Annotated in this window: 33 protein-coding genes and 1 pseudogene; 4 read left to right on the top strand and 30 right to left on the bottom strand. The window is 49.4% G+C overall.

Annotation, left to right across the window (positions count from 1 at the left end):
• Positions 1–17 precede the first annotated feature (17 nt).
• Together B6S09_RS16925 and B6S09_RS16920 are read right to left on the bottom strand one after the other, a co-directional pair.
• A complete protein-coding gene (locus tag B6S09_RS16925) occupies positions 18–536 on the bottom strand; it encodes a lipocalin family protein (RefSeq protein WP_094279673.1) in 519 nt (172 codons plus the stop codon).
• Between the two features lie 3 nt (positions 537–539).
• A complete protein-coding gene (locus B6S09_RS16920; protein WP_094279701.1) occupies positions 540–1,688 on the bottom strand; it encodes a mechanosensitive ion channel family protein in 1,149 nt (382 codons plus the stop codon).
• A gap of 79 nt (positions 1,689–1,767) precedes the next feature.
• Between B6S09_RS16920 and B6S09_RS18490 the strand changes: the two genes are divergently transcribed.
• Entirely contained in the window at positions 1,768–1,911 is a 144-nt protein-coding gene (locus B6S09_RS18490) for a hypothetical protein (protein WP_169713358.1), read from the top strand.
• Between the two features lie 31 nt (positions 1,912–1,942).
• Positions 1,943–2,491 carry an OmpA family protein gene (locus B6S09_RS16915; RefSeq protein ID WP_094279672.1) on the top strand — a complete coding sequence of 183 codons (549 nt, stop codon included), beginning with the start codon at positions 1,943–1,945 and terminating at the stop codon, positions 2,489–2,491.
• A 41-nt stretch (positions 2,492–2,532) separates the two neighbouring features.
• On the opposite strand, the gene B6S09_RS16910 is transcribed toward B6S09_RS16915, so the two are convergent.
• The 4 genes from B6S09_RS16910 to B6S09_RS16895 form a co-directional block, all read right to left on the bottom strand.
• A complete protein-coding gene (locus B6S09_RS16910) occupies positions 2,533–2,709 on the bottom strand; it encodes a DUF1289 domain-containing protein (protein ID WP_094279671.1) in 177 nt (58 codons plus the stop codon).
• Complete coding sequence (locus B6S09_RS16905) at positions 2,702–3,064, bottom strand: hypothetical protein (protein WP_094279670.1); 363 nt, start codon at positions 3,062–3,064, stop codon at positions 2,702–2,704. The genes B6S09_RS16910 and B6S09_RS16905 overlap by 8 nt, the downstream gene beginning before the upstream one ends.
• 65 nt (positions 3,065–3,129) lie before the next feature.
• Positions 3,130–3,495 (bottom strand): SpoIIAA family protein, encoded by a 366-nt coding sequence (locus tag B6S09_RS16900; RefSeq protein WP_094279669.1) that lies wholly within the window; start codon positions 3,493–3,495, stop codon positions 3,130–3,132.
• Between the two features lie 245 nt (positions 3,496–3,740).
• Positions 3,741–4,799, bottom strand: a complete 1,059-nt coding sequence (locus tag B6S09_RS16895; RefSeq protein ID WP_094279668.1) for a linear amide C-N hydrolase — start codon at positions 4,797–4,799, stop codon at positions 3,741–3,743.
• A 28-nt stretch (positions 4,800–4,827) separates the two neighbouring features.
• Here B6S09_RS16895 and B6S09_RS16890 point away from each other — a divergent pair, with 28 nt between their 5' ends.
• A complete protein-coding gene (locus B6S09_RS16890; RefSeq protein WP_134114018.1) occupies positions 4,828–5,118 on the top strand; it encodes a hypothetical protein in 291 nt (96 codons plus the stop codon).
• A 303-nt stretch (positions 5,119–5,421) separates the two neighbouring features.
• A complete protein-coding gene (locus tag B6S09_RS16880; protein ID WP_094279665.1) occupies positions 5,422–6,729 on the top strand; it encodes a DUF945 family protein in 1,308 nt (435 codons plus the stop codon).
• Between the two features lie 55 nt (positions 6,730–6,784).
• Here B6S09_RS16880 and B6S09_RS16875 read toward each other — a convergent pair whose 3' ends face one another.
• From B6S09_RS16875 to B6S09_RS16760, 24 genes and pseudogenes are all read right to left on the bottom strand, one after another.
• Positions 6,785–7,264 (bottom strand): 2-thiouracil desulfurase family protein, encoded by a 480-nt coding sequence (locus B6S09_RS16875; protein ID WP_094279664.1) that lies wholly within the window; start codon positions 7,262–7,264, stop codon positions 6,785–6,787.
• A 7-nt stretch (positions 7,265–7,271) separates the two neighbouring features.
• Positions 7,272–7,931: a DUF2959 domain-containing protein gene (locus B6S09_RS16870; RefSeq protein ID WP_094279663.1), complete on the bottom strand. Its 660-nt coding sequence runs from the start codon at positions 7,929–7,931 to the stop codon at positions 7,272–7,274.
• A 111-nt stretch (positions 7,932–8,042) separates the two neighbouring features.
• The gene (locus tag B6S09_RS16865; RefSeq protein WP_094279662.1) at positions 8,043–8,381 is read right to left on the bottom strand and encodes a zinc ribbon domain-containing protein YjdM; all 339 of its coding nucleotides are present in this window, start codon (positions 8,379–8,381) and stop codon (positions 8,043–8,045) included.
• Positions 8,382–8,546: 165 nt separating this feature from the next.
• Positions 8,547–9,596: a lipoate-protein ligase LplAB gene (gene lplAB / locus B6S09_RS16860; protein WP_094279661.1), complete on the bottom strand. Its 1,050-nt coding sequence runs from the start codon at positions 9,594–9,596 to the stop codon at positions 8,547–8,549.
• Positions 9,597–9,687: 91 nt separating this feature from the next.
• Entirely contained in the window at positions 9,688–10,440 is a 753-nt protein-coding gene (locus B6S09_RS16855) for an alpha/beta hydrolase (protein ID WP_094279660.1), read from the bottom strand.
• Between the two features lie 56 nt (positions 10,441–10,496).
• A complete protein-coding gene (locus B6S09_RS16850; RefSeq protein WP_094279659.1) occupies positions 10,497–11,381 on the bottom strand; it encodes an acyl-CoA thioester hydrolase/BAAT C-terminal domain-containing protein in 885 nt (294 codons plus the stop codon).
• A 40-nt stretch (positions 11,382–11,421) separates the two neighbouring features.
• On the bottom strand, positions 11,422–11,661 hold the full coding sequence (locus tag B6S09_RS16845; RefSeq protein ID WP_094279658.1) for a hypothetical protein: 240 nt from the start codon (positions 11,659–11,661) through the stop codon (positions 11,422–11,424).
• A 23-nt stretch (positions 11,662–11,684) separates the two neighbouring features.
• On the bottom strand, positions 11,685–12,113 hold the full coding sequence (locus B6S09_RS16840) for an N-acetyltransferase (protein WP_094279657.1): 429 nt from the start codon (positions 12,111–12,113) through the stop codon (positions 11,685–11,687).
• A 96-nt stretch (positions 12,114–12,209) separates the two neighbouring features.
• Positions 12,210–12,773 (bottom strand): GNAT family N-acetyltransferase, encoded by a 564-nt coding sequence (locus tag B6S09_RS16835; RefSeq protein ID WP_094279656.1) that lies wholly within the window; start codon positions 12,771–12,773, stop codon positions 12,210–12,212.
• Between the two features lie 60 nt (positions 12,774–12,833).
• Entirely contained in the window at positions 12,834–13,151 is a 318-nt protein-coding gene (locus B6S09_RS16830; RefSeq protein WP_094279655.1) for an antibiotic biosynthesis monooxygenase family protein, read from the bottom strand.
• A 76-nt stretch (positions 13,152–13,227) separates the two neighbouring features.
• Positions 13,228–13,689, bottom strand: coding sequence for a hypothetical protein (locus tag B6S09_RS16825; protein WP_094279654.1), 462 nt, complete (start codon positions 13,687–13,689; stop codon positions 13,228–13,230).
• Between the two features lies 1 nt (position 13,690).
• The gene (locus tag B6S09_RS16820; protein WP_094279653.1) at positions 13,691–14,461 is read right to left on the bottom strand and encodes a hypothetical protein; all 771 of its coding nucleotides are present in this window, start codon (positions 14,459–14,461) and stop codon (positions 13,691–13,693) included.
• A 110-nt stretch (positions 14,462–14,571) separates the two neighbouring features.
• Positions 14,572–15,096 (bottom strand): LysE family translocator, encoded by a 525-nt coding sequence (locus B6S09_RS16815; RefSeq protein WP_279586681.1) that lies wholly within the window; start codon positions 15,094–15,096, stop codon positions 14,572–14,574.
• Positions 15,097–15,238: 142 nt separating this feature from the next.
• Entirely contained in the window at positions 15,239–16,123 is an 885-nt protein-coding gene (locus tag B6S09_RS16810) for an alpha/beta hydrolase family protein (RefSeq protein ID WP_094279652.1), read from the bottom strand.
• Between the two features lie 227 nt (positions 16,124–16,350).
• Positions 16,351–17,334 (bottom strand): hypothetical protein, encoded by a 984-nt coding sequence (locus tag B6S09_RS16805; RefSeq protein ID WP_094279651.1) that lies wholly within the window; start codon positions 17,332–17,334, stop codon positions 16,351–16,353.
• 196 nt (positions 17,335–17,530) lie between these two features.
• A complete protein-coding gene (locus B6S09_RS16800; RefSeq protein WP_094279650.1) occupies positions 17,531–18,127 on the bottom strand; it encodes a DUF998 domain-containing protein in 597 nt (198 codons plus the stop codon).
• Positions 18,128–18,237: 110 nt separating this feature from the next.
• A pseudogene (locus B6S09_RS18805) lies at positions 18,238–18,441 on the bottom strand (putative quinol monooxygenase); the annotation flags it as partial.
• A gap of 40 nt (positions 18,442–18,481) precedes the next feature.
• Positions 18,482–18,823 (bottom strand): SH3 domain-containing protein, encoded by a 342-nt coding sequence (locus tag B6S09_RS16790; protein WP_094279648.1) that lies wholly within the window; start codon positions 18,821–18,823, stop codon positions 18,482–18,484.
• A 101-nt stretch (positions 18,824–18,924) separates the two neighbouring features.
• The gene (locus B6S09_RS16785; protein ID WP_094279647.1) at positions 18,925–20,106 is read right to left on the bottom strand and encodes an MFS transporter; all 1,182 of its coding nucleotides are present in this window, start codon (positions 20,104–20,106) and stop codon (positions 18,925–18,927) included.
• A 422-nt stretch (positions 20,107–20,528) separates the two neighbouring features.
• A complete protein-coding gene (def, locus tag B6S09_RS16780; RefSeq protein WP_094279646.1) occupies positions 20,529–21,041 on the bottom strand; it encodes a peptide deformylase in 513 nt (170 codons plus the stop codon).
• Positions 21,042–21,191: 150 nt separating this feature from the next.
• Complete coding sequence (locus tag B6S09_RS16775) at positions 21,192–21,950, bottom strand: leucine-rich repeat domain-containing protein (protein ID WP_244900108.1); 759 nt, start codon at positions 21,948–21,950, stop codon at positions 21,192–21,194.
• Positions 21,951–22,239: 289 nt separating this feature from the next.
• The gene (locus B6S09_RS16770) at positions 22,240–22,803 is read right to left on the bottom strand and encodes a dihydrofolate reductase family protein (RefSeq protein ID WP_094279644.1); all 564 of its coding nucleotides are present in this window, start codon (positions 22,801–22,803) and stop codon (positions 22,240–22,242) included.
• Positions 22,804–22,842: 39 nt separating this feature from the next.
• Complete coding sequence (locus B6S09_RS16765; protein WP_208321797.1) at positions 22,843–23,202, bottom strand: GNAT family N-acetyltransferase; 360 nt, start codon at positions 23,200–23,202, stop codon at positions 22,843–22,845.
• A gap of 536 nt (positions 23,203–23,738) precedes the next feature.
• A partial coding sequence (locus B6S09_RS16760) for an ISAs1 family transposase (protein WP_141201994.1) occupies positions 23,739–24,158 on the bottom strand: 420 nt, incomplete at its 5' end.

Here is a 24,158-nt window from a genome sequence, read left to right as displayed (position 1 = left end):
CATGTATGTTGGCATAACTAAATATCTTTCCGGTGCTCCAGGAATATCAGCTCATCGGTCGCAAACCCCGCTTCACGGGCACTGGAAATTAACCGTTTCTGTACCTCAGGGGGGAGCTCTGGTGTACGCGCCAGCAACCAGAAATAACCCCTATCCGGGCCTGAAACCAATGCATATTGGTAGTTATCATCCAGCTCAAACACCACATAAGCACCGTAGAACGGACCAAAAAACGATACCTTAAGATGAGCAATATCAGGCCGGTTTACAAAATAAGCCCGGCCCTCGGCCTGTTTCCAGACGCCTTTGGCTGTATCAAACCCACGGTTAATCACCCTCACTCCCCCATCTTCTCGCATGCTGTAACTGGCTGTTACCCTTTCCAGCCCCCGCTCAAAGCGGTGATCCAGTCTGGCAATTTCATACCAGTTCCCCAGATAACGATTCAGTTCAAAACCTGACACCGGGGTGATACCTTCCGGTTTAGCAGTACAACCGGCCAGGAACAGCAGCAATATCAATAAGCCTTGTTTCATGGATTATTCCTTATTTTTGGTTACCTCAGGCAGAGCAGGTATTTGCTCTCCACGTGCCTCACCGTGATCCATTTTAAGTTGAAGATGGGGCACCGGAATATCAATCCCTGCTTCGGCCAACGCCCGGTGAACCGATTCCAGCAGCTCACAGGAAATACGCCCTTTCACTTCCACGTCCTTAGCACTGACCCACACCTGAGCACTGAGTATCATGGCCGAATCGGCCAGCTCTCGTATCTGTACTCGGGGAAACAAGGTCTGGTCATTAATCGTCAGCGGGTGTGACCTCAGCACAGGCATGATTACCTCACGTACCCGCTCCGGCGATTCATTAAGCCCCACCCGCAATGGAATACGAATGCGCGTAGGCCCTTCTGCACTAAAGTTGATAATGTCGGTGGTGGCAACGCTGTCGTTCGGGATCATGGTAAATACATTATCCCGGGTACGCAGCCAGGTGGTACGGAAGGCAATACGCACCACCCTGCCTTCCTCACCATGAATCCGAACCCAGTCACCAATGCGGAAAGGGCGTTCAATCAGCAGCGTAATACCAGCAATAAAATTGGACAATGTTGACTGCGCAGCAAAACCGACCGCAATCCCCACAATACCCAGACCAGCCACAATAGAAAGCACATCAAACCCGAACTGCGCCATCACGGTAATCGCACCCAGAGCCATCAGCGTGACCGACAGGGTGTTCTTGCACAGCTGAACCAGGGAAGAGTCCAGGTGCCGCCTCGACAGACGATGTATCAGTCCCCGTGACAGTAACACCCACACAACGTAGAACGACAGTGCCATCAGCCCAGCCCGAGCCGTGCCTTTCAGCACACCCTGTTCGGCACCATATTGAGCCAGCACGGCCACCAGAGTTGCCAGCCCCAGTAAATAGCGCAGTATAATAAGGCCGTTCTGGTACGGCCCTTCACCATAACCAAGGCGGCTCAGCAACCAGCGCATCACCGTGCGCCCGGCAATATAAAGCAAACCAAATAACAGCCCTATCATCAGCGTGACCAACAGTTGCCCCACACTGAAAATAAGCAGTTCCTGCCAGTTCAGCCCTTCCAGCCCAAGCGCGGCACCGGTTTCCTGCAGGCTTTTTTCGAACTGCTGCCATAACAGCGCGATCTCCTTTTCATTCATGCAGTTACCCTCAGCATCGGCGATAGTGTCGGTGGAGAAACTATAGCAGCAACAGGCCATAAACCGTGCCGGACAAAATATGACCGACGAGACCTGTCGGAGAAAGGTTGTCACAAAAACGACATTTTTTATCACAGCTTCTACACTAAATGTTGCTGCAGTTTTGCTGGCTGCAGCAGTGGCAAGGATTAAAAAACAAGGATCGACAGCAGCAAGTGCTTGATTGAAATCAGTGATTAATCCGAGGTGTAATAATGAAGATGCTGAAAAAAGCTCCGCTGGCTATTGTTGCAGGTGCAACGCTTCTGCCCGCTATGGCCATGGCCAACATGCACGGCCAACATTCTATCGGCCCGAACGAAGGCGACCGCGAATTTTCACTTTCCGGTACCGGTAAAAGCAGCAAAGATTTTGATAATGGCAGCGCCGGCGTCATCGGTGATTACGGCTGGTACCTGACCGACAAAACTCTGGTTGGTGTCCGTCAGAGTGTCAACTACGCCAGTGTAGAGAACGGTGATGATGTGTGGAACGGCAGCACCAGTGTTTTCGCCGACTACCACTTTGGCCAGGGTGCCGCCCGACCGTTTGTTGGCGCCTCTCTGGGGGGGATTTATGGTGATGGTGTAGAAGATACCGGCATTGCAGGACTGGAGGCCGGTGTTAAATATTACGTTCTGCCCACCACCTTTGTACAGGCACGTGCAGAATACCAGTTCCTGTTCGATGACGGCGATAGCGCCGAAAACAACTTCGATGACGGAGCCTGGGCCTACACCATAGGTATGGGTCTTAACTTCTGATCAACGCTTACCTGACCCCACAGCCCCGCAAGGGGCTGTTTTTATGATGGCTGAATGCTTTTGCGCTCGGCACAACGCTGAATAATATTTCGCTTCTCAGCCTGCGGCTTGTCCCGCCAGCCGGCTATTTCATCCACGTGGCGAAAGCAACCTGCGCACACTCTCTCTTCATTCAGCTTACAGTAACCAATGCAGGGGCTTTGCACGGCGTCACTCATCAGCTACCCGCTCCATCACCACATTGACCAAGCCATTGCCTTTCATCAGAGTGGTCTCGTTGACGATGGTCCAGACTTCTTCCTGTCCGTCTTTTACAAACACCAGATATTGCTTGCCCGCCGACTCCCGCACCAAAATATCGTCAAAGTAGGTGCGCTCACCATTATGCTCCATATAGTCTTTGCCAATCACTATTTGCTCGCTGCCCACCAGGCCCGAGAAATCACTCATCAGCTGCGACATCATCTCGTTGGAAGAGTCTGCACGGGTTTCATACACCCCCTCAAAACCGTGATCACAGGCAGACAGCAGCGTCACTAGTGCAATACATGCACCAAGCTTCAATAATTTCATCAATATTATCTCGTCTTGAAAGATGGGCAGCAGAGTATCATGACCCTGTCTTCACAGAAAATGGCTCAGCCGGCCAGCCAGGTACGGGCGGCTTCTTCCTCTGCCGGTGAAAACGCCCGGATTTCAAGACCCGGGATCAGGGCACCTTCCAGCTCACTGGCAGAGCGGATCCAGCGCTCTGCCGCGACCACTGCAATTTTGTCAAAACGGCGTATCATGCCGAGCAGTGCCGGCAGCCGCGACAACTCCACCCCCATGGCCCCCATGGTGGGCCACTCAAAATCTCCAATACAATAGAGCATGCGCCCGTGCTCCATCTGCCGGCTTACCTCCACCAGTTCATCCAGCGCCACTTTCATCGCCTCACTGTCGAGCCGGCCGGACAAAACCAGCTCCAGTTGATGCTCCCCGGTTTTCGTTACCTTAAACATCACACTCTCCTTAACCTGTCATCATCACTGGCTAACGGACCAATACCCCCGTCATCAGCAGTATGGTCACAAAACATTGCAACCGCACCATACCGGCGCACTTCACGAGAAATGGAGGAATGACAACACCCCATGCAGAAATGCCCGGAGGTGAAAAAATTGAACAGGCAACCTAATAACGCAGGAGGGGTTGGCTGAAAGAGAAAGTCGGGCAGACACAGCGCCTGCCCGGCTGAGGGGGTGACTTACACGCCGAGGAAAGTAAAGGGCTTCGCTTCCTGCAACTGCCCGTTCGCCATACCGGAGTAAATATTTTGCTGCTCAGGTCCCAGATCAAGCTTCAGCACCTTGCCGCTGTTTTCCGAGAAGTCGAGCTTTTTCAGATCCAGCCAGAAAATGTTGGGAGTGAGTGCCGATTCAAAGAAGTACAGTTTGCGCTTCTGATCAGATACCGTTTTCCAGCGTGTTGACGAAATATTGGGTTGGCCGGGTGTGCTGATACCATAAGGCACAGAAACGTTATTAATCACGCTGAACACACTGGCAATGGTTTTTTGTGCGTCATCTGTTTTGGGAATGGCATTGGTATAAAAAGACGCGCGCGCAAAGCGATCCGCAGCCCGGTTAGTACCCGGCAGCATCACAGTCCCTCCCACCTGTTTCCAGTACTCCTCCATCGCCAGCTGCTTTTCATAGGTGGGGGAATTGGTCATGACCTGATAGCTCTTGTCATGATGGATCACCTGCTTGCCATCAATATATTCAATAATGGCACTGTCACCTTCAGCATCGGAAATGGAAAGATGCAACGTGGCCAGGCGGTTTTCACCCGGCACAAAGTCAGTGACCAGAGTGAATTTCTCCTGCTCCAGGGTACGAACCGCTTCTTCAACCGTGGCAAAATTATCAAGCACATATTGCGCCCAGACAGACAGAGAGAGTCCCGGTTTACTGTCATCACGTTCCGGATAGGCAGACTCCACCAGCCACAATACATTCGCCACCAGGCCAGCTTCATTCATCCCATCGGTGGTCGCGATATCGTAGCCACTGGCAATCACACTGCCATATTTGGAGGTCCATTCAAGCGAGTTGGCACCGGCCTCTCCGGTACGGGACATACCCCGGGGAAATGCCCATAGATTCGTGCCCACATCAACCTTCCAGTCCATGGAACGCGCAGTAATCACCTGTTCATCGGCACCGTGATACACAAAGCGGGTACAGGCCTCGGCCGTGGTCAGCAACGCCGGTAACAGCAATGCCGCTCCCAGGCAGGCGACGGGATGAGCTTTAACAACCATTGGACACTCCCTTGATAGCTAAAATCTGATGTTCACCGACACCAGTAACAGTGAAGCAAGGTGCCCCTTGCCGGCCATGCAACTACCGGGGCTGGGCGTTACCATTCCTCCCGGTGCCAGTACCGCAGCCTACCTGGACAGCCGGCAGCTGTCAGCCACCTTGCTGGGCGGATATCGTCTTGTCGACGACGACAGAATCACCTTTGATATGCTGGCCGGAGCGCGTTTCTGGCATATTTCCAACCGGGTCTCCGTTCACGCCTCACACCCGCTTATTAGCCACACCAGGGAGACCATAAAGAAAGCTTTGGCTGGGTAGACCCACTTATCGGTGCCCGTCTTCAGGTTACTGGTGCAGGCAGACACCGGCGGATACACGGGACAAGCGGATGACACCTGGTCACTGCTGGCAGCCGCCCATTATCAGTTACCCTCGCAATTTTCAGCTATCATCGGTTATAAAGCGATCAGTGTAAATTACAACCACGATAATTATGTTTACCATACACACTTGGGCGGACCGGCCATTGGTCTCAGTTACCGTTTTTAAGGCAACAAGTGCTCATACCTAAGAAATAATGCATCAAGATGCTAACTTCTAGATAAAAGAAAAAGGGATAAAATGAAGAAAAAGTATATTGCAGGCGCCATCGGCGTTGCTCTGGTCGGCTTTGCCGGCTTTAATCAGCTCAATTATTCGAAAAACCTGAAGCAGGTACTAGACGATCTGGTTTACACCATCAATACATCCGACTTTCCGGAGCAGGAAGTCAGCGCCGTGCTCAGCACGCATCAGAGCGGTACTTTTGCTTCAACGGGCACCATGACTCTCACTGCCGGCACCAGCTGGGATCCAATGACCTTTGAGCTGGCTTACAAAATCGTTCACGGGCCCACCACCTTCCTGACAGGCTCCGACTATCATGTTGAAATCACCAATACGCAGATAAGCGGGCAAAGTGATAAAACCATCACTTCAACGCTACTGAACGGCAAACCCGTCCTGCTTTCCGGACATATGGCCCCGGAAAAGCTGACCGGAGAGCTCACCGTTCCGATCATCGCCCTGAACGAAGATAACATTGAGCTGGACTCCCCCCCGATTACTGCAGCATTTACCCTTACCGACTTCAGCAGTGGCGGCTCAGCTGTCTATGACATCAGTGCCCATATTCCTTCTCTTCGCTTTAACAGCCCTGATGAAACCCTTGAGCTGACCGATGGCAAACTGCTTATCGACAGTGAGTACGATATTGATACAGGAAAAATCAAAGCAGCTCTGAACATTGCCAACGCCAGCGTCATCAATAAACGCGCCCAGCGTGATAACGAATATATTGGCATAAAAGGGCTGTCGTTAATCACCAGCACAGACATTGACGAACAGCTGATCCACAATGTCAGCCTCACATTCGACCAGCTTGAAGGCAACACTCAGCTTCTTTCCGACGCAGAGTTCAGCTATACCCTGGCCGGTATCGACGGCAAGGCCATTCTCGACACCGTCGATATTTCTCAGTATGCGGCTCAGGAGGGCTGGAGCGAGTACAGACTGCAACAGGCCATTGAAGAGATCATGGTGGACCGAGGCGACCAGCTGCTGGCTCATAACCCCAGCCTGGAAATTAACCGCATCAAGGCAACACTGAACGACGAACTGCTGATAGACGGCAAGGGGCTGGTAAAGCTGAATGCTGCCCGGCTACCAGACAACTTTGTTCGTTCGGTGCTGGATAACCCTTACTCGCTCAATCCGCAAGACGTAGAAAAGGCCATTTTTGCAGACATTGAAGCCACGCTGGGCCAGTCGGCCGGCGCAGCCGTTGCCATGCTGGACCTTTCTGTGGCGGCCCTGCTGGCCGAGTCCGGTGAAACATTCAGTTTTAAAATGGAGGACGGTAACGTCACACTGAACGGCCAACAACTCTGAGCTTGTGAGCCTCGGGGTTAACCCCGAGGCTCACGGCCCGCCGCTGCACCGTACGTTAATCCCATTTTGCTCTGAGCTCAGCAATCGTATGCTGGCTGAACACCATAATGCCATGGCGGTTCAGCAAGGCCGCGGTCACGCCCTGCCCCGGTATTTTGGTACCGGTAAAGGTACCGTCATAAATCTTCCGGCTGCCACAAGACGGGCTGGCTTCCGCCAGAATGGCATACTTGATGTGGTGCAACCGGCACAGTGCCAGTGCCTGCTCCGCTCCGCGCAAAAACGGAGCCGTGTAATCGGTGCCGGTGCTATCGCTGATGCGGGCAGCCCCTGACAGCACCTCGCTTCCTGCGCCTCCCCTGATTTCTGCCGGCGCTCTGGGCACAGGCAAGCCGCCAGCCACTTCCGGGCACAGTGTTCTGATCGTAAAGTGCTGGCGCAACCAGGTCAGATCATGGGGCTGCAGCCCCAGGCTTTTACCATTGTATCTGACCGGGGCCCCCATCAGGCAGCCGCTGACAAGAATGCTCTCCATATCCGGTTTATCCCTGCTTCATGCCCGCAATAAAACGATCCGATTCCTGAATGGCGGTGTTCATTTCCCGGATCATCAGATCCACATCCTGCCGGATCCCCTCCAGCTCCCCCTTAAGGGCACCAATGGCACGGGCATTAAGATTGTGTTTAAGATAGAGCACATTGTCCTGCAGGGCAGAAAGGACCGGCTGCATACGTTGTTCTGCTCGTTTCATGGCTCGGATAAGGCTCTGGTAACGACTGCGGGTATCATTCAGCTGCCGTTCGCTCTGACGACGAAGATTGCTGTTGGTATATTGCTCCAGCTCATCTTCCCATTCATCAAACAAGGCTTCGGCCACGCTTTCAACACTGGCAATACGCTCGTGCACCCTGGCCGCCGCTGCTTCACTGTCTTCATATTCTCCGTTCAGACGGTCATACAGTGTTTCCAGCTCTCCCCCATTAACGCTCACCACAGCCCGGTATTGTTCAAGCGCCGAAGAGAACTGCTCCTGCGCTTGCTGCTGAGATGTTTTGGCACTGTCTACCCGGTTAACCAGAATCTCTCGCTTATGTACCCCCACCTGCTCCATGGCCGAGTAGTATGCCCCCTGGCAGCCGGTGAACAGGGTGACGGCACCGGCCAGAAGCAGCGCCTGCAAAGCGGGTCTCACTTTTGTCATTGGTTCGTTCTCGAAATACGGTTTGTCTGGTTATTTTGTCGTACTCATAAAAAAACGCAATGCCAGCACCCCGGCATTGCGTTTAATCTTGTAGTCTTACTGGCTGTATATTCAGGCTTTTTTCACAAAAGCGGCGGTTACCATTATCTCGCCTACGCCGTCGACCTTGCAGTCCAGCTCGTGATCCTTGGCATCCACAATACGGCGGATCAGTGCCTTGGTGCCAATTTTAATCACCATGGAGCTGCCCTTTACCTTGAGATCCTTGGCCACGGTGATCCGGTCACCTTCCTGCAGCAGAGTGCCATTGGCGTCTTTGGCAGTAATGGGGGCATCTTCGGCGGCAGCTTCTGCCGGGTTCCACTCATAAGCACACTCGGGGCAGATAAGCTGCTCCTGATCCTGATAAACATACTCGGAGTTACACTGGGGGCACGGAGGTAAAGACATGGTTTGCTTCTTCTTCAAAGTGATTTTGCCCGCTATTCTACCCGTTATGCCCCGACTTTTCGAGTGGGTTTACAGCGATGGCTCGCTTTCCCGACATTCACGTTTTTTAACGGCAATAATGCCATCTATCAGCGCATGTTTCGTTCAAGCCCAGATCCGAGAATCTCAATTTACTTTGTATAGCCACGCGTCGGTTACATACTTTTCCGTGACCAGCGCTTTGGCCGCTGCCAGCTCTTGGGGTAAATAACCGCCATTCCGGGTCTGATACACCTGAGAAAAGTGGCTGATAAACGCGTCAATAATGGTATTGCGATCCAGTCCGGTCTGACTGCGCATGGGATCCACCCGTTTATTGGCGCTGGTAATGCCCTTGTCCGACAACTTCTCGCGACCGGTGCGCAATACCTGCAGCATTTTGCTGGCATCTATGTCGTAAGCCAGGGTGGCATGATGTACCAGCACGCCATTGGCAAAGCGCTTTTGCGCGGCTCCGCCGATCTTGCCCTTGCCGGAAGCAATGTCGTTCAGCGGCACGTAATGGGCCTTGATGCCCACCGTATTCAGCGCCGCCAGCACCCAGGCATCCAGCTGCTGATAGGATTGTTCAATGTTCACCCCATCCACCAGTGAAGTCGGCACCGTTAACGAATAGGTTATGCAGTTACCCGGCTCCATAAACATGGCCCCGCCCCCGGTGACCCGCCGCACCACCTGCACCCCATGCTCGGCCGCAGAGACCATGTCTACCTCGTTTTTTACCGACTGGAACGAACCGATCACGACCACCGAATCGTTCCAGTCCCAGAACCGTAATGTGGGCCCGCGCAGCCCCTCGGCCACAGAGCTGACCAGCACTTCATCCAGCGCAACATGCTCCGCCGCCGGCAGGCTGACCGGCGGGATCACCGTGAACTGATGGTCATGCCAGCTGGTGGCCTTGCCCAAAGCCCTGCGCACCGCTGTGGCCACTGCCTCGGCAGAAAAGCCGAACATCATAACGCCGTCATCCAGCACGTCCTTGATCGCTGCCGTCAGCGTCTGATGGCTGGCGCTTGCCGACAAACCGGTCAAGGCTTCATTTATGCGGATCAGAGCGCTGTCTGGCTCCAGAAAGAAATCACCGGAAATACTCACCCGGGTCAGGCAATCCTGCTCAACCTCAACGTCGGCTACCACCAGCTTGCCACCCGGGACTTTATATTCACCGTGCATAACATCACCATTCATTAACAAGAACAAACATAAGCAACCGCCAGACAGACTCGCTAATCCTGTCTGGGGATGCCATAAAATAATGTCAGTATCAGCCATTCAATTTCCGGAGTTCATCGCAGGATGCTCCGTTCAAATATCCTGTAACGATGTCAGACATTTTTTCTTTCAGCCAGACCGGCCCGTGATCAGACATGTCATTGTGTTTCGACTCAGGAATGCTCACTATGCAGTCGCCGTAAACGGACAGTTCCTTCTCGGTCGGTAAAACACCTTGATCTGCTGGGAAATCGCTGCCCCTGACGGACAGTATATTGATGCTTGCAGTGCGAGGCAGAGGAACACGCCGGTGGTCAAAGGTAATAATAGTCTGGATATAAGGTTTGGCTTCATTGCCAAGCCAGGCAGATATATCGCCACCATTAGAGTGTCCCAGCAGGGTAAGACGTTCAAAATCATAATGCTGGAAACGAGGCTGCAGCTTGTTCTTTAAAAAGTCCAGCGTCACTGCGCCCCTCTGCCAGTTCTCACTTCTGGTCTCATAAAGGTTTCCCTTTACAGAAAGAGGAGGATCCTGTGGCAACTCATGCCCAATGGCAACAACCAGGTATCCCAGTCCGGCCAGCTGGCTGGAAAGAAAAGCATAGTCGGTATGGGAAACACCATATCCGGCGCTCAGGAAAGCCACCGGACATTTATTTTCACTGGTACAGTGGGCATGCGCTTTGGGATAAGACAGTTCAACAGGAATCATTCTGTCTCTGGACTCATCATAAACTTCTTCAGCATGCACCATGCTGCTTAAAAACACGAAAAAAGCCAGCGCTCCGCGAACACAACGCATTTTATATCCTTAATATTGATTCACCACAGCAGAGAACGGTAACACTCGCTACGGCATTATCGTTCATGCTCACTGCTGCTATTCAGACTGTGCAGAAAGCGGGCAAGTTCCTGCCTGACAGCACGCTCTGCCTCCGTATTCACCTTGACTGTGCCTCCCATCTTAAAGCCGGGATCAAGCAAGTGCCCCGCTTCCGGATAACGGATATGGGTACAGGCATCGTCCGGCATACGGTTGCATATTTGATCACCCATTCTGGCCGCGGGCCAGATACGGTCATCTTCGCCAGACAGCAGCAATACCGGCCCGGCAATACGTTCAACCGGGATCCGAGCCTGCTCCACAGCATCACGATCTTCCAGACCCGCCACAAACGCCGCCAGCAACCCTTCCCGCTCAGCCAGCGGTGCGTTCAGTGGCACAAACGGCAGTGATTCACCAGCCAGACTCCAGCTACTGACGGAGGCTGGCTGCGATGCTTGAGCCGGTGCCGCCCAAACCACCGAGCTGGGTGCAATTGCAGCCACTCCAGCATATTCCTGATGTTGTGCAGCCAGCAGCAAGGCCAGCTCCGCGCCTTTCGACCAGCCGAGCAATATCACTCCGTCAGTGCGCGTTTCCGGTTGCTGCAACAGCCACTGACGTGGAGCATCAAAATATTCCAGCGGTAGCTGATCCAGAGCGGGTGGCAACCCCGGAGCCCGAAAATAAGCCACTGACAACACCGGATACCCCAGGCCGGCAACCTTGCTGGCCAGATGGTTAGACTGCCCGCCCCGAGACCCTTCCAGCACAATAATGCCGTAATCACCCTGTTTCGTACCACGACTGTAGTCCGCCACAAAAGGCGTTCCTGTCACTGGCTCAAAAGTTGCTTCCACCGCCGTTGCCTGCCAGGCTGCCGCCAACAAACCTACTGCCACACCCAGTTGTTTTATCATGCGTCCCTCGTTCACTGTTGTTGCACTACACCGATACCCATCATGACAGCCCTTGTTGTGCCCGGGAGATGGCTGCTTCAATGGCCTTTCTCGCTTGTGGGCTGTTTTTCCAGCACGTTGTGTGCAACATAAAGGCAACCCTTTCTACGATCTCTTCCGCCTGACAAACAGCCAGCGCGGAAAATGAGTCAAGCCCGATATCTTCCAGCCTTTTCAGAACGGTCGGGCCAACGCCTTTCACCGCCAGCAATGCTGTTTTTTCATCATCTGAGAACGCCATCTTCCCTTCCCGGTTTATTTATATTAAACGGTGTCTGAACTCATTGTGTATTCAGGATGTCCCGTATGCTCGTCATTCTGCTCACTGATCACCCTGAAGCCTTGTGATAAGTAAAACCGGTAGCTGGCCTGGTTTTCTTTATACACAGATAACGTTAATATTGATCTTTGCTCCTTGGCATGACGCAGCAGTTGCTTTCCAATCCCCCTGCCCTGAAATTCAGCACTGACAAATATGGCCGCCAGATTATTTTCATACAACGAATAAAATCCGACGACGTTCTGCTCTACTTCATAGACGTAAGTCTCTGATGCAGGAATATAAATATCCCGCATGCTTTCAACCTGCGACTCCCAAAAACCATCAGCGACAAAATCATGCGCTTGCAGTGAGGTATCAAGCCACAATTCCAGTACCGAGTCCAAATCTTTACTGCTGTACTTTCTTATCATTTTTCTCTCCACATAATCAGTATCACGGCTGGAATATCACGTTTCCAGCCATGTAGTGACTATCTCAAAGTGTCATAATAAAAAGAAGGCTAATATTCACCCACATTTTATGCCGGGGTTATCGGTAACCAGCCTTCCATACATCGCCGAGTCTGAAATAACACCGTTCACTTCCCAGCGCTGGCGCAACAAGCCTTCCAGAGTAAACCCCAGCTTTTCCAGTGCCTTGGCCGAGGCATAATTATCCGGATCAATTTCCGCTTCAATCCGGCGAAGGCCTAATGAGTCAAACCCATACTGAATGAGTGCCTCCCCCGCCTCATTGACATAACCTTTCCCCCAATAATCACAGCCTAAACCAAAGCCTATCTCGGCCCGTCTGGATTCCTGCTCGTAGCTGAATAACATGCATTTTCCGGCCAGCTCACCGGTAGCGTTCAGGTAAACACCAAGCACAAGCGCTTCCTGGCCCTGCATTGATGCGTTACTTTCACTAATAAAAGTAAGCGCGTCCTGAATCGTTGACCAGGGAGCTGTATTCCAATATCTCATCACCGCAGGGTCAGAAAAAACCTCCAACAGACTGCCCGAGTCTTCAGGCATCAGGGGTTTTAATGTTAACCGCTCAGTTTCAATTACCGGAAAAAATAACTCTTGCAACTATCACTCCTTAACTTTCACATGCTGCCACATCAACTTCTAAAAGAATTTTCAGCATATTTAAATACCATAGTCACGCTCAACCTTTGACACTCTCGTTTTAAACGATGAATACCACCTTTCACGTCCAAGCCGTTGTGCCTCCTGATGTTCCACATTCGCTTTCCAGCTTTTTATTGACTCAAGATCTGACCAGTACGAAACGGTAATGCCCACACCTTCTCTCGCTGATTCAACACCAAGAAACCCTGATTGCTTTGCCGCCAACTCAGCCATATTATTCGCCATCTGCTCATAGCCATCATTATCTTCCGTGCGAATAGAGGTAAAAACAACCGCGTAATAGGGTGGTTCTGGTGTTTTTGCTATTAAAGACACTGTCATTCCCTTTTATGTAATGCTTTTATATTTCCCACGAACTCTTTGAGTCCGATGGGCAAGGCTGAATCCATCATTAAAGAATTTCCGTCTGGAACGGCTGCTGACAAAAGGTTGCAAGGTGTTTGCCATACTGCTCCATTTCGCTTAGCGCCCTGTTGCGTAACAGAACAACTCGCTGGCCATCATCCATCATCACAATCAGACTGAAACCATGTCTTTTGAGAAATGTTTTAGTCACACAAAAACCCGCAATCCGATCCAGCGGTAACTCTGACCGGGCAATGGGGTAAAGGCTGCTCAGATGGTGGAGCAAGATCCCTTTGTTCTTATCGATCAGCAGGTAATGACGGGCACATAAACCATGCAAGGCCAGTGTTGCCACCAGAGCCCAGCTCAGGATAACGGGAAACTCACGGGAGAGACCCAGATACACCATAAGCAATGCTGTAAGAAAAAGCGGAACCGCAACAATCCGGAGTTTGCGTGTTAGAACCAGCTTACGGACATTAGGCGATAACGACTGCCAGGCACTCATCTTATGCACCTCCTTTATTTGCAAGCAGGCTAAGCACAAAACCCAGAACAAGAAAAACCGGGAAAGGCAGGGCCAGTTTGAGGAGAACTTTCTGTTCCCAGACAGACGTATATTTGGCCCCGGGATTCGCTATGGCTGCGCTGGAGTCATATGCTGCTCCAGGATCCACCCAAGCTGCACCTGGCACCACTTGCTCCCCTTCGGTACCCCCATCGTGTATGGAGGCTGTTCCACCAAGGCTTTGCAACTCAATTTCTTTTGGCCATTGAGCAACCCTATCAAATGCTGGCACAGCAAAATACTGATGAATAAAAAGTGCCAGCTGACGTACTTCATCCGCAGTGCCAATAGTGTATTTTTGATCGGAGATTTCGAGTAGGCAACCTGCTTCGAGCTCTGCTATCGGTGCCACCACCACCCGCTGTTTTGCCAGCGCGCTTTTCGAGCGTACAGATTTTCCCAGCCCCCACCAGGAGGTTTCAAGCTCAAGCATCCCGGAAACCGGATTCAGTAACAGGTGTCGCCGTACCCCCAACGCGAAAACCGCGCCGAGCATCAGCAAGACGGAAACCACCATGTAAAAAATCTGCTCTCCACCATCAAGTACAACTGACATCAACAAAGGACTCAGTAAACAGACTAATGCTATCATCCCCCAAATAAACCATTTCGTTTGTCTTGACGTTCTGAAATAGAACCGGTTATCAGGCGTTCGCTTCAGGTGCATACGAGCACCTTTACTTAACGCCAGGTAGTCTGTCTGTTGCGACATAATCCTTCCTGATTAATTTTCGATCATAATGTAGCCAGATATCCTGACTTTTTTGCATAGCAAGTCTGCATCCGCTCCATGGCCAAAATCTGCACTTGCACCGGTTATCGTTACTTCATAAATGCAATCGCTAAACCGGAAGAAATAAAGGTAACCCCGGCACCGATATTCAGCCCAGACATCAGCCTGGACTTATTTCTGAACCATGCAGAAATCTGGGATGAGAAGACTCCCATTAAGCTAAAGCCAGTTGCCGTCAAAACAGCAAACCAGACTCCGTAGCCGATCATCTGCAATGTTACCGATCCCAGATTCGGATTCACAAATTGAGGAACAAAGGCAAGAACAAACATCCCTGGCTTTGGGTTCAGTGCTGCAGAAAGAAACCCGGTAGAGAAAATAAATTTTAATGACTGCTTTTTCACCGGTTCCAATGAGAACAGGTTTTTAGCACGAAGAACTTTAAAACCTAACCAGACCAAATAGGTAGCCCCCAACAGCTTCACAACATAGAACGCTATTTCTGAAGTCTGAATAAGCCAGGTCAGGCCAAATGTCGCCGCCACCACATGAAATAAAATGCCAGCACCTGATGACAGGCCTGACATCATTGCCGCCCATCGCCCCTGACTCAGCCCCGGCCAATCGCGAGTAGATTATCAGGCCCGGGAGACAGCACCAACAGTAAACATGCCAATGTATAGGGAATAAATACCTCTAATGGAAACATATAAGATCCTTACCCTATAAATATCAATGATGATTTTTTCGATAAGATTAAAGCTGCTCTACTATTTCAATCAAGCTCTGATGCAGAGACCGCCTGTCAACATTCTCTGCTTCTTCACATACAAAAGCAGCATCCTCTTCTTCCAGAATAGCAATAGCCTGAGGCTTGCAATTTTGCATAAAACTGAAATGCGATGCTCCAGCAACCTCTTGATAATGAAGGTTGTTTATGTTTTCACCGATATATGGCTTTATCTGCAACTGAGGAGGTATGGTCTTGTCAAGCTCCGCGCCGACGATAACCGTATCGGCAGAGAGCCCCGTCAATGCGTTGGGTATAACTGCAGGAACATAGCCCGGAGCAATGGCAACGGATTTCATAACTCTCTCGTCGCTGTAATCCCCCGAGATCATGGAGTGATCCTCTGGCGAAAGACTTTCGAAAGCGTTTTTATAAAAGTGACATGATATATCCCGATGCTGTGAGCAATAGTTTTGATACCCTGCAATATCAAACCTGGCACCAGCTAATGCCAGCGCGGTGTACCCGCCTAAAGAATAGCCGATAACGGTGATATCTTTTTTATCTACATATTGGGCATATTTGCCAGACAGGATTTCATCAATCAAGAATGATACATCTCGTGGCTGCTCCCACATACGCAGAACACGTTCAGGTGTAGCCTGCCCGGTGGTATAGTCCGGATGATTGGCGGATACAACCAGCGCACCTTGTTCTGCCAGGTAACTACCTAACCATGACAGATTTTTCCAGCTTCCTGACGTTCCATGCACAAGAATGTATACAGGTAATTGACTACCGGCAGGCGTTGCATTTTCTACTGCCTTGAAGCCATAGAATGCAGGGTTTTCAGCAAAAGTGCGCGCTGAGGCCGATGCGGCTGTTGGATAGAGTACCCTCGCCTCTATCATCCTTTTTCTTTCTGCATCGTGATAGTGCTCTTCAGCGATGCCGATGTTCGCCAGACTTGCCGGACTGAAAACACAACGTCCACAATATCTTCCTGCTCATACTTGCTTTATCACCCTTTCTTCAGTAAAAAATTAAAACTTTCTCAATTTAAAATCAGGAATATCGTGAGCAATGGGTAACCACCACCTCCATATTTAAACCTCGTTTCCGGCTGAGCTCGACAGTATCACGCTTTTTCGGATAACGCCTGTAATTGCTGTAGTAGTGTTTTCCGTTCATCCCCCAGTCTCATTCCATCCAACGTCAGAGCATCCAATCCGGCTTCCGCCTGTTGCCTTGAAATCAACGGATGAGAGTAAGTTGCCTGGCTTGCATACTGCTCTGCAAGCTCCTCAAAATCACTGACAAGACCGGCAAAAGGATCGAAGGTATCAGAGTTGACGGGGTAACGCTCAAAGGCAAGGTATAATGCGTCCTTGTAATATCGATACCGCTCCGGCTGGGTTAAAAAACACTGTAACAAGTTAGGTGCGTATTGTTCTTTATCAGCCCAGTAGTTATAACGTACCGCGTCGATTAAGCCGTTAAAACGGCAAGCTGCAAGAACATCGAGAACAAGGTTGTGATAACCATAACGTTCGAACAAGTAAGCAATAAAGCCCGAACCATACAAGGTTATGTCATCATCATCGCTGCCTTCAGGAAAGTATGCTCCAATCAAGTAAGCATAATCCGGCTCACTTTCAGCAAGCAACACCAGCAGATAAATACCAAACAGCTTATCTTCAGAAAGATACAGCACCTGTGAATCATCCTGTTGCTGGCTAAAGGCCACCAGCCGCTGGCAAATGTCAATGATTGTTGATTTAACACTGGGGGATGTTAACCCATGCTGAAATACCAGGAGCTGTGAATAACGCACATAACTGCTTGGATCATCAAGGCCATCAATAGTTTGTTCTCGTAAATCGGCCAGTTCATTAAATTCATAATGCATCAAATCGAAACTGTAGAGCATGCTTTTAATCGGTTCAACGGCTAATAAATCAGCATGTTGAAATAGCTGCCCCCGGGTGCTGACGAAACCAGCAACACCTTCTTGCAAACATCCTTTTTGACAGGCTTGCTCCAGTTGTGCTGAAAACGCCGACAGCGCAGCGGCTAATGAATATTCATCATTAACATCAACGGCGATAAGTGGGACTGACATTAAAATTGAGGCCTTTATTTACAGAGAATGGAAAAACGACGATTGCCGCAACAGTACACATACACATTGCTGGTAAGCGGCTTGCTCAATGGAACGGGTGAGCCCAAGTCACTGTTGTGGTTCTCTTCTTACCGTTATTGGAACGTGCCTGTTAAAACCCGTAACGTTCACACTCGCCATACTGTTTTTGGGGTTTTCATGAGACTACGAACCAGGAATAAACGAACAGCCACAATATCTGAAACCCGTAACTTAGCCTTTGGTAAGTACCCGGGATAGTTCTGGCCTTGAAAGCAACGGAAAGCCTGTATGAAAAATAGAAGCATCCAATAATGCAAAGCAATGAAAACACTCTGACAGCAAAGGGGTACATGCTTGAAAAAACGACAATTATCGGAGCCACGATAAAAGAAACAAGCATAATCATCCCCGACCATGAGTGAATATTACAGCTCATCGACGGCTCGGTAGTATAAGGATCCGCATCCATTGGGAAAAAGCCACAAATCCAGGTGCACAAACCATGAGTAATGACCATGATACCAATTACAATGGTTGGCATATGCAGAGAATAAGTGCTGATCAGATAATAACCGAACAGTATAAAAAGGAGGCCTAGCGGATAATTATTAATCACTGGCGACAGTTTCTGGGTTGGGCTACCAAATGCACCAAGTTCACTACAGAATTGCCTGGAATGGCTGTAACCCGGATAAAAAAGAGAGGCAACAACAATGCCTGAAACTATCCATACTGATGCAATAATGCCGGTATACTGAATCAAACTATCCATGCTCAAATCCTTATTTAGAACGGATTATCCTTCCTGAGGAATTGCCACACTTGCTATCCCTGGTGACAACCCCTCTCACTTGTATAACGCCGTTTTATTTATGACAGGTGCTAAATGGTTATAAAGCGGATGTTATCTGTTTCAATAAACTGAACTGAGAACTCTCCATTTTCAACACACTTCCTGAGTTCAGGTACATACTTTTTCACATGCTCCGCTTCCAGGTGCAGCTCAAGGCAAGCCTGATCAGTCCAGCGCTCCAGTGTTATAAACACATCCCCATCTATAAATGACTCATACTGCTCACAACCAGGCTCATTGACTACAAACTCATCCGAGCAAAGAAATACCTTATTATATACGTTTCACCGTATGCACTGGTACCCAGCCTTTTTCATCCGCAGACCTTGAAACCCGATACCAGGAATTAAGTTCGAACAGCACTGAAAACTTTTCACCTAAAACGGTATTGAACTCCAGATTATCGTAATCCTGAAGCAGGATACCGGTAGAAGCCCCTTCAATATGCTCTATATATTGAACCGGAGCCCAGGCCTGTTCACCCGCGTCATTGGTTATAAAGACCCAATCAGGGAAATCATCGTCCATCACACCAAGGGTGACCCTATCGCCGCGCTTCAAATATAGCGGGTTTGGGAATTCTGATATATGCTCTTCAACTACAATTACTTCCATATATGTACTCCGAATTACTGCCAGCAATAAAAGATATGCCACTTATACACCTCAGGCCCGATGCCTGTGGCAGTGCCCATGCCGTTACAATATTCTGCAGCTCAGATCTCCCCCGTTACAACTTCCGTGCTGATATGCCAGCGCCAGGCCGCCAGCGACAACAGCAGCAACATAAAGGCAGCAAGCAGATAAGGTAATACCGGGGCCAGGTGATATAAGCCGGTACAAATCAAGGGGACTATCACCATCGCCAGCCCCTGGGCGGCGGATACAGCACCGGCTGCCGCCCCTTGTCTGGCGGATTCCACACTGTCTGCCGCCAGCGCCTGCATAGCGGGAAACACCATCCCCAGCCCCAACGCCATCACCGCGTAGCTCAGCAGGAGCATCAACAGTCCGTCAACCAGCATCATCAGCGCAAAGCCCACGCAAGCAACAGAGGCACCCAGCACCAGTAACCTGGAAGCAGACAGTGTCAGTTTTTTCACCAGCACGGCCTGCACCAGCACCAAGACCATGCCTACAGTGGCCATGGCAAAGCCCGCAGCCTGAGCGGCGGCATCCGCCGGCAGACGCAGCTTGTCCATGGCAAAAAAACCGACACACATCTGAGCGGTGATCACCCCGGACATGGCGAGTAACGCGCTGAGCACAGGTAAACGCAGACGTGCGTCGGTCAGTTTAAGAGCCGGTTGCACCGCCTGTGCAACAGGTTTATGGTCCGGTAATTTAAACACAATCAGCAATGCCAGCAGCGGCATTACCGCAGCAAAATACAAAGGCAGGGTCAGCCCCCATACAGCCAGCAAGCCACCGATCAGCGGCCCCACCACCATCCCCATGGCATTAGCAGCCCCCAGTCCGGCCATCGCCTGGGTACGCCGTCCTGGCGGGGTATTCTCTGCCAGCAACGCCGCGCTGGTAACCGGAATACCGGCATAAAATACGCCGAGGAGCGCGCGCAGCAGTATCAATATCGCTAACACGCTCAATACCGGCCAACTGGCATCCAGCGCCATATCAAAAAAGGCCGCCAACAGCGCATAACTTGCCAGATAACCACAGATAGCCAGCAGCAGCACAGGTTTTCGCCCCTTGTTATCGCTGGCTTTACCCCAGCGCTGGGCACTTAACATCCATAAGGCACCGGAAATAGCCACTACCAGACCACTGTGCCACTCCTGTAATCCCAGCTCACGGATCAGCGGGCCAATGACCGGCACAAACACCATCATGGCCCCCAGGGCCAGGGCATTGCAGAGATACAACCAGCTTATTGACATTATCACGGCTCCTTAATTGTGAAAGTGAATCTGCCGAGCGATCCGAGTCAGCGCGCAGGTGTTGCATTGGCCAGATTGCTACGGATGCGGCAGGCTCATGCTATGGAAACTGCCGAGTGATGAGAGGATCTTATGGTCGTCCCGGCTGCTGGAATAACACCGCCTTATTAACCGGCATTACTGAATACCCCTGCCTGAAGTAACAGTAACCAGCCGGTAACACCCAGCATGCACAAACCCTGAAGCACCACCACATACTTTGCCATCTGATGAGAATATCCACGCCACGCATTGAGCAAGAGGAGCAACGGTAACCCGGCATAAATGATTAAGGAGCCGATACCCGGCATCCCGGTAGAGGGAGTAAGTGGAGACGAGACAAAAGTTCCAAGCACGGTTAATGACTCTCCGATTTTTTGTTATTAGCGTGCTTTAGTATGAGCCTTGACATATTTTTTTACTTTCTTCATCGCAACTTGACGTTTCAATGGAGAAAGGTAGTCAATGAACAGGTTACCTGACAAATGATCTATTTCGTGCTGCATTACTATGGCGAGAAAACCATCGCTTTCAACGGTGAGCGGGTTACCATTTCGATCTAAAGCCGAAACGACCACCGAAGTGAATCGCTCTATGTCTGCGTAGTAGTCTGGCACAGACAAACAGCCCTCTTGTCCCATTCTTTTGTCACTACCATTGACGATTTCAGGGTTGATTAAAATTAACGGCTCATCTCTGGCTTCAGAAAGATCGATAATAACAACCGCTTCTTTTCGAGCTACCTGAATCGAAGCCAAACCGATACCATCCTTGGTCGCATACAACGTTTCCAACATATCATCAATTAACGTTTGCACTGACGAAATATCGTTTACTTTTTCCGCTTCATTCTTAAGCCTGGGATCCGGTGCTGTGAGGATTTCTAAAACTGCCATATTGACCTTTTCATTGCTGGATGTCTACAACACATAATTAAGCAGCAAACAACGTCACGATTAAACCTAAAGCATTCCCAACCTTGAACCAAAAGTACCAAGCGTTGGGAATCATTCTTAAATTATTTTATTATATTTCACAGGGCCAAATTACTCTTGCACCAAAACGCCTTCGTCTACTTCATAATCGCTCAATGAAGGGTTAGAACTAATGTCAAGTTCAGCCAGCGGGTTTTCGGTTGCCCACAATGCCCTCAGTTTAGAGTTGTGACTAACATCCAATTCAGTAAGGTTATTGTCTGTGAGGTACAACTTTTTTAGTTCAATGTTTTTACTTACATCTAACTCTGATAGTTTATTGTACATCAAGCTGAGCTTATTTAGTTTTTCGTTTTTATTGATGTTAACTTTCGATATCTGGTTGTTATTTAAACCAACCTGAGCCAGCTTGGGGTTGGAGCTAAAATCTACACTTTTCAGCCTATTCTCCTTCGCCCAAAAATATTTCAGTTCAATATTATTTGACAAGTCCAGACTCTCAATTTGGTTAGAAACCACACTTAAGTCAGTAATTTTAGAGTTTTTTGTGAGATTTAACTCAGAAATCTGGTTAAAACTAACATTCAGCTCGGTCAGATTTAAGTTATTACTTAAATCTAAGCCAGAGAGATTTGATTTAGTGATAGAAACAGAAGTTAGCTCAGTGTTTTTACTTAAGTCAATGCTACTTAGTCCTTTACCAGACAACCATAATTCTTCTATAGCTGGGAAATAGCTAATTTCATTGGCACTGTCTACATTAAATTGGCGGCATATCAACTTAGTAACCTTGGCAGGATCGGATATTTTTTGTTCCAACACGCACTTTTGGAAGTTGCCATCTTCAAACTTGATATCATTGATATCCAAGGCCTCCTTGGAAAACACATTCAGCGATACCAGTAAGCCACATGTAGCCAGTACAGTTTTTTGTTTATGACAGTTCATCTTATACTCTTTTTAATATCCAAGAAGTCTCTGAAAAAATTTCTTCAAGCAGAAGATAATAACAAAACAAGACCTTAATGTCATATGGTAAGCAGGGCTTTTTGGTAAAAAACTTCAAACACTTTCAGATATATTTAACATCTAGATGAACCGCCTGAGTAAGAAAAAGCTACACTAATAGAAGCAAATGAGGCTGGCGATATTAGGACCTTTACAGGTAACTAACCTCATACTTCACTTGGATAAAGTCATTCCCGAACACAGTGGCTTTGGCATCTTTCAGTTTGACTTCATGATTTATTAAACCAAATAGTGGTTTACCGTTGCCAAGTAATATCGGTGCTTGTGTAATGGTTATCTCATTAATGAGCTTCGCATTAAGAAAGGAAGTAATGGTTGCACCACCATCAATATATGCTTTTTTGAAGCCTGCTGTTTCCAGTTCAGATACGAGTGTAGAAACATCACCAGAATGGAGTTCTACCTTGCCCTTTAAGCTACCAGGAACTTCCTTAACACTTCTGCTGAGGGCAATGATCCGAATGGTTCCGTATGGCCATTGTTCTGGAGTCAGGTTGAAACTTGCTAATTTTTCCATACAGCCACGACCCATGATCATACAGTCAACAGAAGCAATAAAACTGTTGAACCCCATATCAGTACCATCGCCTAAATCTATATCGGTTTTACCCGATGTTTCTAGCCAATCAATGCCACCATCAATGGTTGCAATATAACCGTCTGCACTTGTTGCTATGAATACTGAACACTTCATCAAGGTTACCTATAATGCCTGCTGCCGCTTGTTATGCACTTAGTGCTCCGTACCGCTATAAACCCACATGGGCTCTGTTTTGCCAGCCCTTTCAAAGCCTACAGATTTGTAGAAGTCAATTGCCTTGCCATCTGCCGTAAGCATTTGTTGGTGGAACTGACCGTAAATAGACTGCATTACATCCATCATTTTGCGGCCAATCCCTTTACCATGATATTTTGGCTTAACACGCATATGTGGATAGTACACGACAAGATGACCGTCAGAAATTGCGTTGCCAATACCGACTAACTCGCCATTTAGCCTGGCCGTGACTAACGTGTGGGAGTTACGCAGACCAGCTAGTAGCTGCTCTGGCTTTTCAGCAGAAGACCATCCATTCTCTCTGTAAAGAACCAACACTTCTTCTTGAACGATTTTACCGTTTACCTCAATTTAAACTTCCATATTCACTACACTCTCAATGTGCATAATATTATAAATAATAGTACACATATTTATTATGTTAGCCTAACTTTCTTTACTCATGACGTATTGATAACAATAAATTTATCAGTCACCACTTAAATAATTGAAATGAGCAAGATTAAGCATACGCAATATCAACAGAAGCTTCTGCACTACCCAAACACCCGGATATAAACCCACTTTAATTACAATATTTTTGTAGCCTGTAGGCTGAATTCGAGCATGGTCTGGTGACTAGCGCATGGCATCTTCTGAGCGGATAACAGGCTGCCTGAAATAACCACATCTGCTTTGGCCACGCTACCGCCCGGATCTTGTGGGCGACCGGGCCTCTCTGCTTTCACCGGGGGGAAACAGTAATTGTGCCTGCAGATGAATAGAATTCAAATGGAACTTTGCATAATGGGTGTCTCAGGATGCAAAAAAATACAGCCCACCAGATGGCGGGCTGTATTGACAGGGCAAGATTACGAAAGCCCCAGCCCTGACAGGACTTGCGACAGGTAAGCGGTATTTCGACTTGCCCGTTTTTGTTTACGTTTGATACCAGCCTTGAAACTAGTATCACTGTTCAAGGCATTGAACGCGATATGGCGAACTGCCGCCATGTTTTCACCCGCCTGTTCACGGCGAATGCGACGGTCACCTTCCCGCATGGCCACGTCCAGCCGCCAGTGTAGTTGCGACTCGATTGACCAATGTGAGCGGGTAGCTTCCAGCATTTCTTTAGGCGACAGCTGCGCCGAGCTGATGTAGTAGTGCACCGTGATATCCAGCTCTTTCGCCGGCTGGCCACGCTCTTCGCGGATTGTCCCTACTATTCCCAGTGTTTTCAGCGCAGGCCACTCATATTCCTGATCACCCAGGATACTAAGATCGTCCATGAC

Origin of the sequence: Oceanimonas baumannii (genome assembly GCF_002245495.1) — a bacterium.
GTDB classification, from domain to species: Bacteria; Pseudomonadota; Gammaproteobacteria; order Enterobacterales; family Aeromonadaceae; genus Oceanimonas; species Oceanimonas baumannii.
Note: the sequence above shows the minus strand (reverse complement) of the source record. Positions and strands in the feature narration are given on the sequence as shown.

Coding starts and splice junctions, on each gene's coding strand:
- B6S09_RS16895 (WP_094279668.1), bottom strand. CDS start 4,799: ATGGTTGTTAAAGCTCATCCCGTCGCCTGCCTGGGAGCGGCATTGCTG.
- B6S09_RS16870 (WP_094279663.1), bottom strand. CDS start 7,931: ATGACAAAAGTGAGACCCGCTTTGCAGGCGCTGCTTCTGGCCGGTGCC.
- lplAB (WP_094279661.1), bottom strand. CDS start 9,596: ATGCACGGTGAATATAAAGTCCCGGGTGGCAAGCTGGTGGTAGCCGAC.
- B6S09_RS16925 (WP_094279673.1), bottom strand. CDS start 536: ATGAAACAAGGCTTATTGATATTGCTGCTGTTCCTGGCCGGTTGTACT.
- B6S09_RS16785 (WP_094279647.1), bottom strand. CDS start 20,106: ATGTCAATAAGCTGGTTGTATCTCTGCAATGCCCTGGCCCTGGGGGCC.
- B6S09_RS16855 (WP_094279660.1), bottom strand. CDS start 10,440: ATGCGTTGTGTTCGCGGAGCGCTGGCTTTTTTCGTGTTTTTAAGCAGC.
- B6S09_RS18490 (WP_169713358.1), top strand. CDS start 1,768: ATGACCGACGAGACCTGTCGGAGAAAGGTTGTCACAAAAACGACATTT.
- B6S09_RS16820 (WP_094279653.1), bottom strand. CDS start 14,461: ATGTCGCAACAGACAGACTACCTGGCGTTAAGTAAAGGTGCTCGTATG.
- B6S09_RS16805 (WP_094279651.1), bottom strand. CDS start 17,334: ATGTCAGTCCCACTTATCGCCGTTGATGTTAATGATGAATATTCATTA.
- B6S09_RS16865 (WP_094279662.1), bottom strand. CDS start 8,381: ATGTCTTTACCTCCGTGCCCCCAGTGTAACTCCGAGTATGTTTATCAG.
- B6S09_RS16880 (WP_094279665.1), top strand. CDS start 5,422: ATGAAGAAAAAGTATATTGCAGGCGCCATCGGCGTTGCTCTGGTCGGC.
- B6S09_RS16920 (WP_094279701.1), bottom strand. CDS start 1,688: ATGAATGAAAAGGAGATCGCGCTGTTATGGCAGCAGTTCGAAAAAAGC.
- B6S09_RS16900 (WP_094279669.1), bottom strand. CDS start 3,495: ATGTTTAAGGTAACGAAAACCGGGGAGCATCAACTGGAGCTGGTTTTG.
- B6S09_RS16770 (WP_094279644.1), bottom strand. CDS start 22,803: ATGAAGTGTTCAGTATTCATAGCAACAAGTGCAGACGGTTATATTGCA.
- B6S09_RS16790 (WP_094279648.1), bottom strand. CDS start 18,823: ATGGAAGTAATTGTAGTTGAAGAGCATATATCAGAATTCCCAAACCCG.
- B6S09_RS16905 (WP_094279670.1), bottom strand. CDS start 3,064: ATGAAATTATTGAAGCTTGGTGCATGTATTGCACTAGTGACGCTGCTG.
- def (WP_094279646.1), bottom strand. CDS start 21,041: ATGGCAGTTTTAGAAATCCTCACAGCACCGGATCCCAGGCTTAAGAAT.
- B6S09_RS16850 (WP_094279659.1), bottom strand. CDS start 11,381: ATGATAAAACAACTGGGTGTGGCAGTAGGTTTGTTGGCGGCAGCCTGG.
- B6S09_RS16910 (WP_094279671.1), bottom strand. CDS start 2,709: ATGAGTGACGCCGTGCAAAGCCCCTGCATTGGTTACTGTAAGCTGAAT.
- B6S09_RS16800 (WP_094279650.1), bottom strand. CDS start 18,127: ATGGATAGTTTGATTCAGTATACCGGCATTATTGCATCAGTATGGATA.
- B6S09_RS16840 (WP_094279657.1), bottom strand. CDS start 12,113: ATGATAAGAAAGTACAGCAGTAAAGATTTGGACTCGGTACTGGAATTG.
- B6S09_RS16915 (WP_094279672.1), top strand. CDS start 1,943: ATGAAGATGCTGAAAAAAGCTCCGCTGGCTATTGTTGCAGGTGCAACG.
- B6S09_RS16890 (WP_134114018.1), top strand. CDS start 4,828: ATGTTCACCGACACCAGTAACAGTGAAGCAAGGTGCCCCTTGCCGGCC.
- B6S09_RS16810 (WP_094279652.1), bottom strand. CDS start 16,123: ATGATAGAGGCGAGGGTACTCTATCCAACAGCCGCATCGGCCTCAGCG.
- B6S09_RS16845 (WP_094279658.1), bottom strand. CDS start 11,661: ATGGCGTTCTCAGATGATGAAAAAACAGCATTGCTGGCGGTGAAAGGC.
- B6S09_RS16825 (WP_094279654.1), bottom strand. CDS start 13,689: ATGAGTGCCTGGCAGTCGTTATCGCCTAATGTCCGTAAGCTGGTTCTA.
- B6S09_RS16875 (WP_094279664.1), bottom strand. CDS start 7,264: ATGGAGAGCATTCTTGTCAGCGGCTGCCTGATGGGGGCCCCGGTCAGA.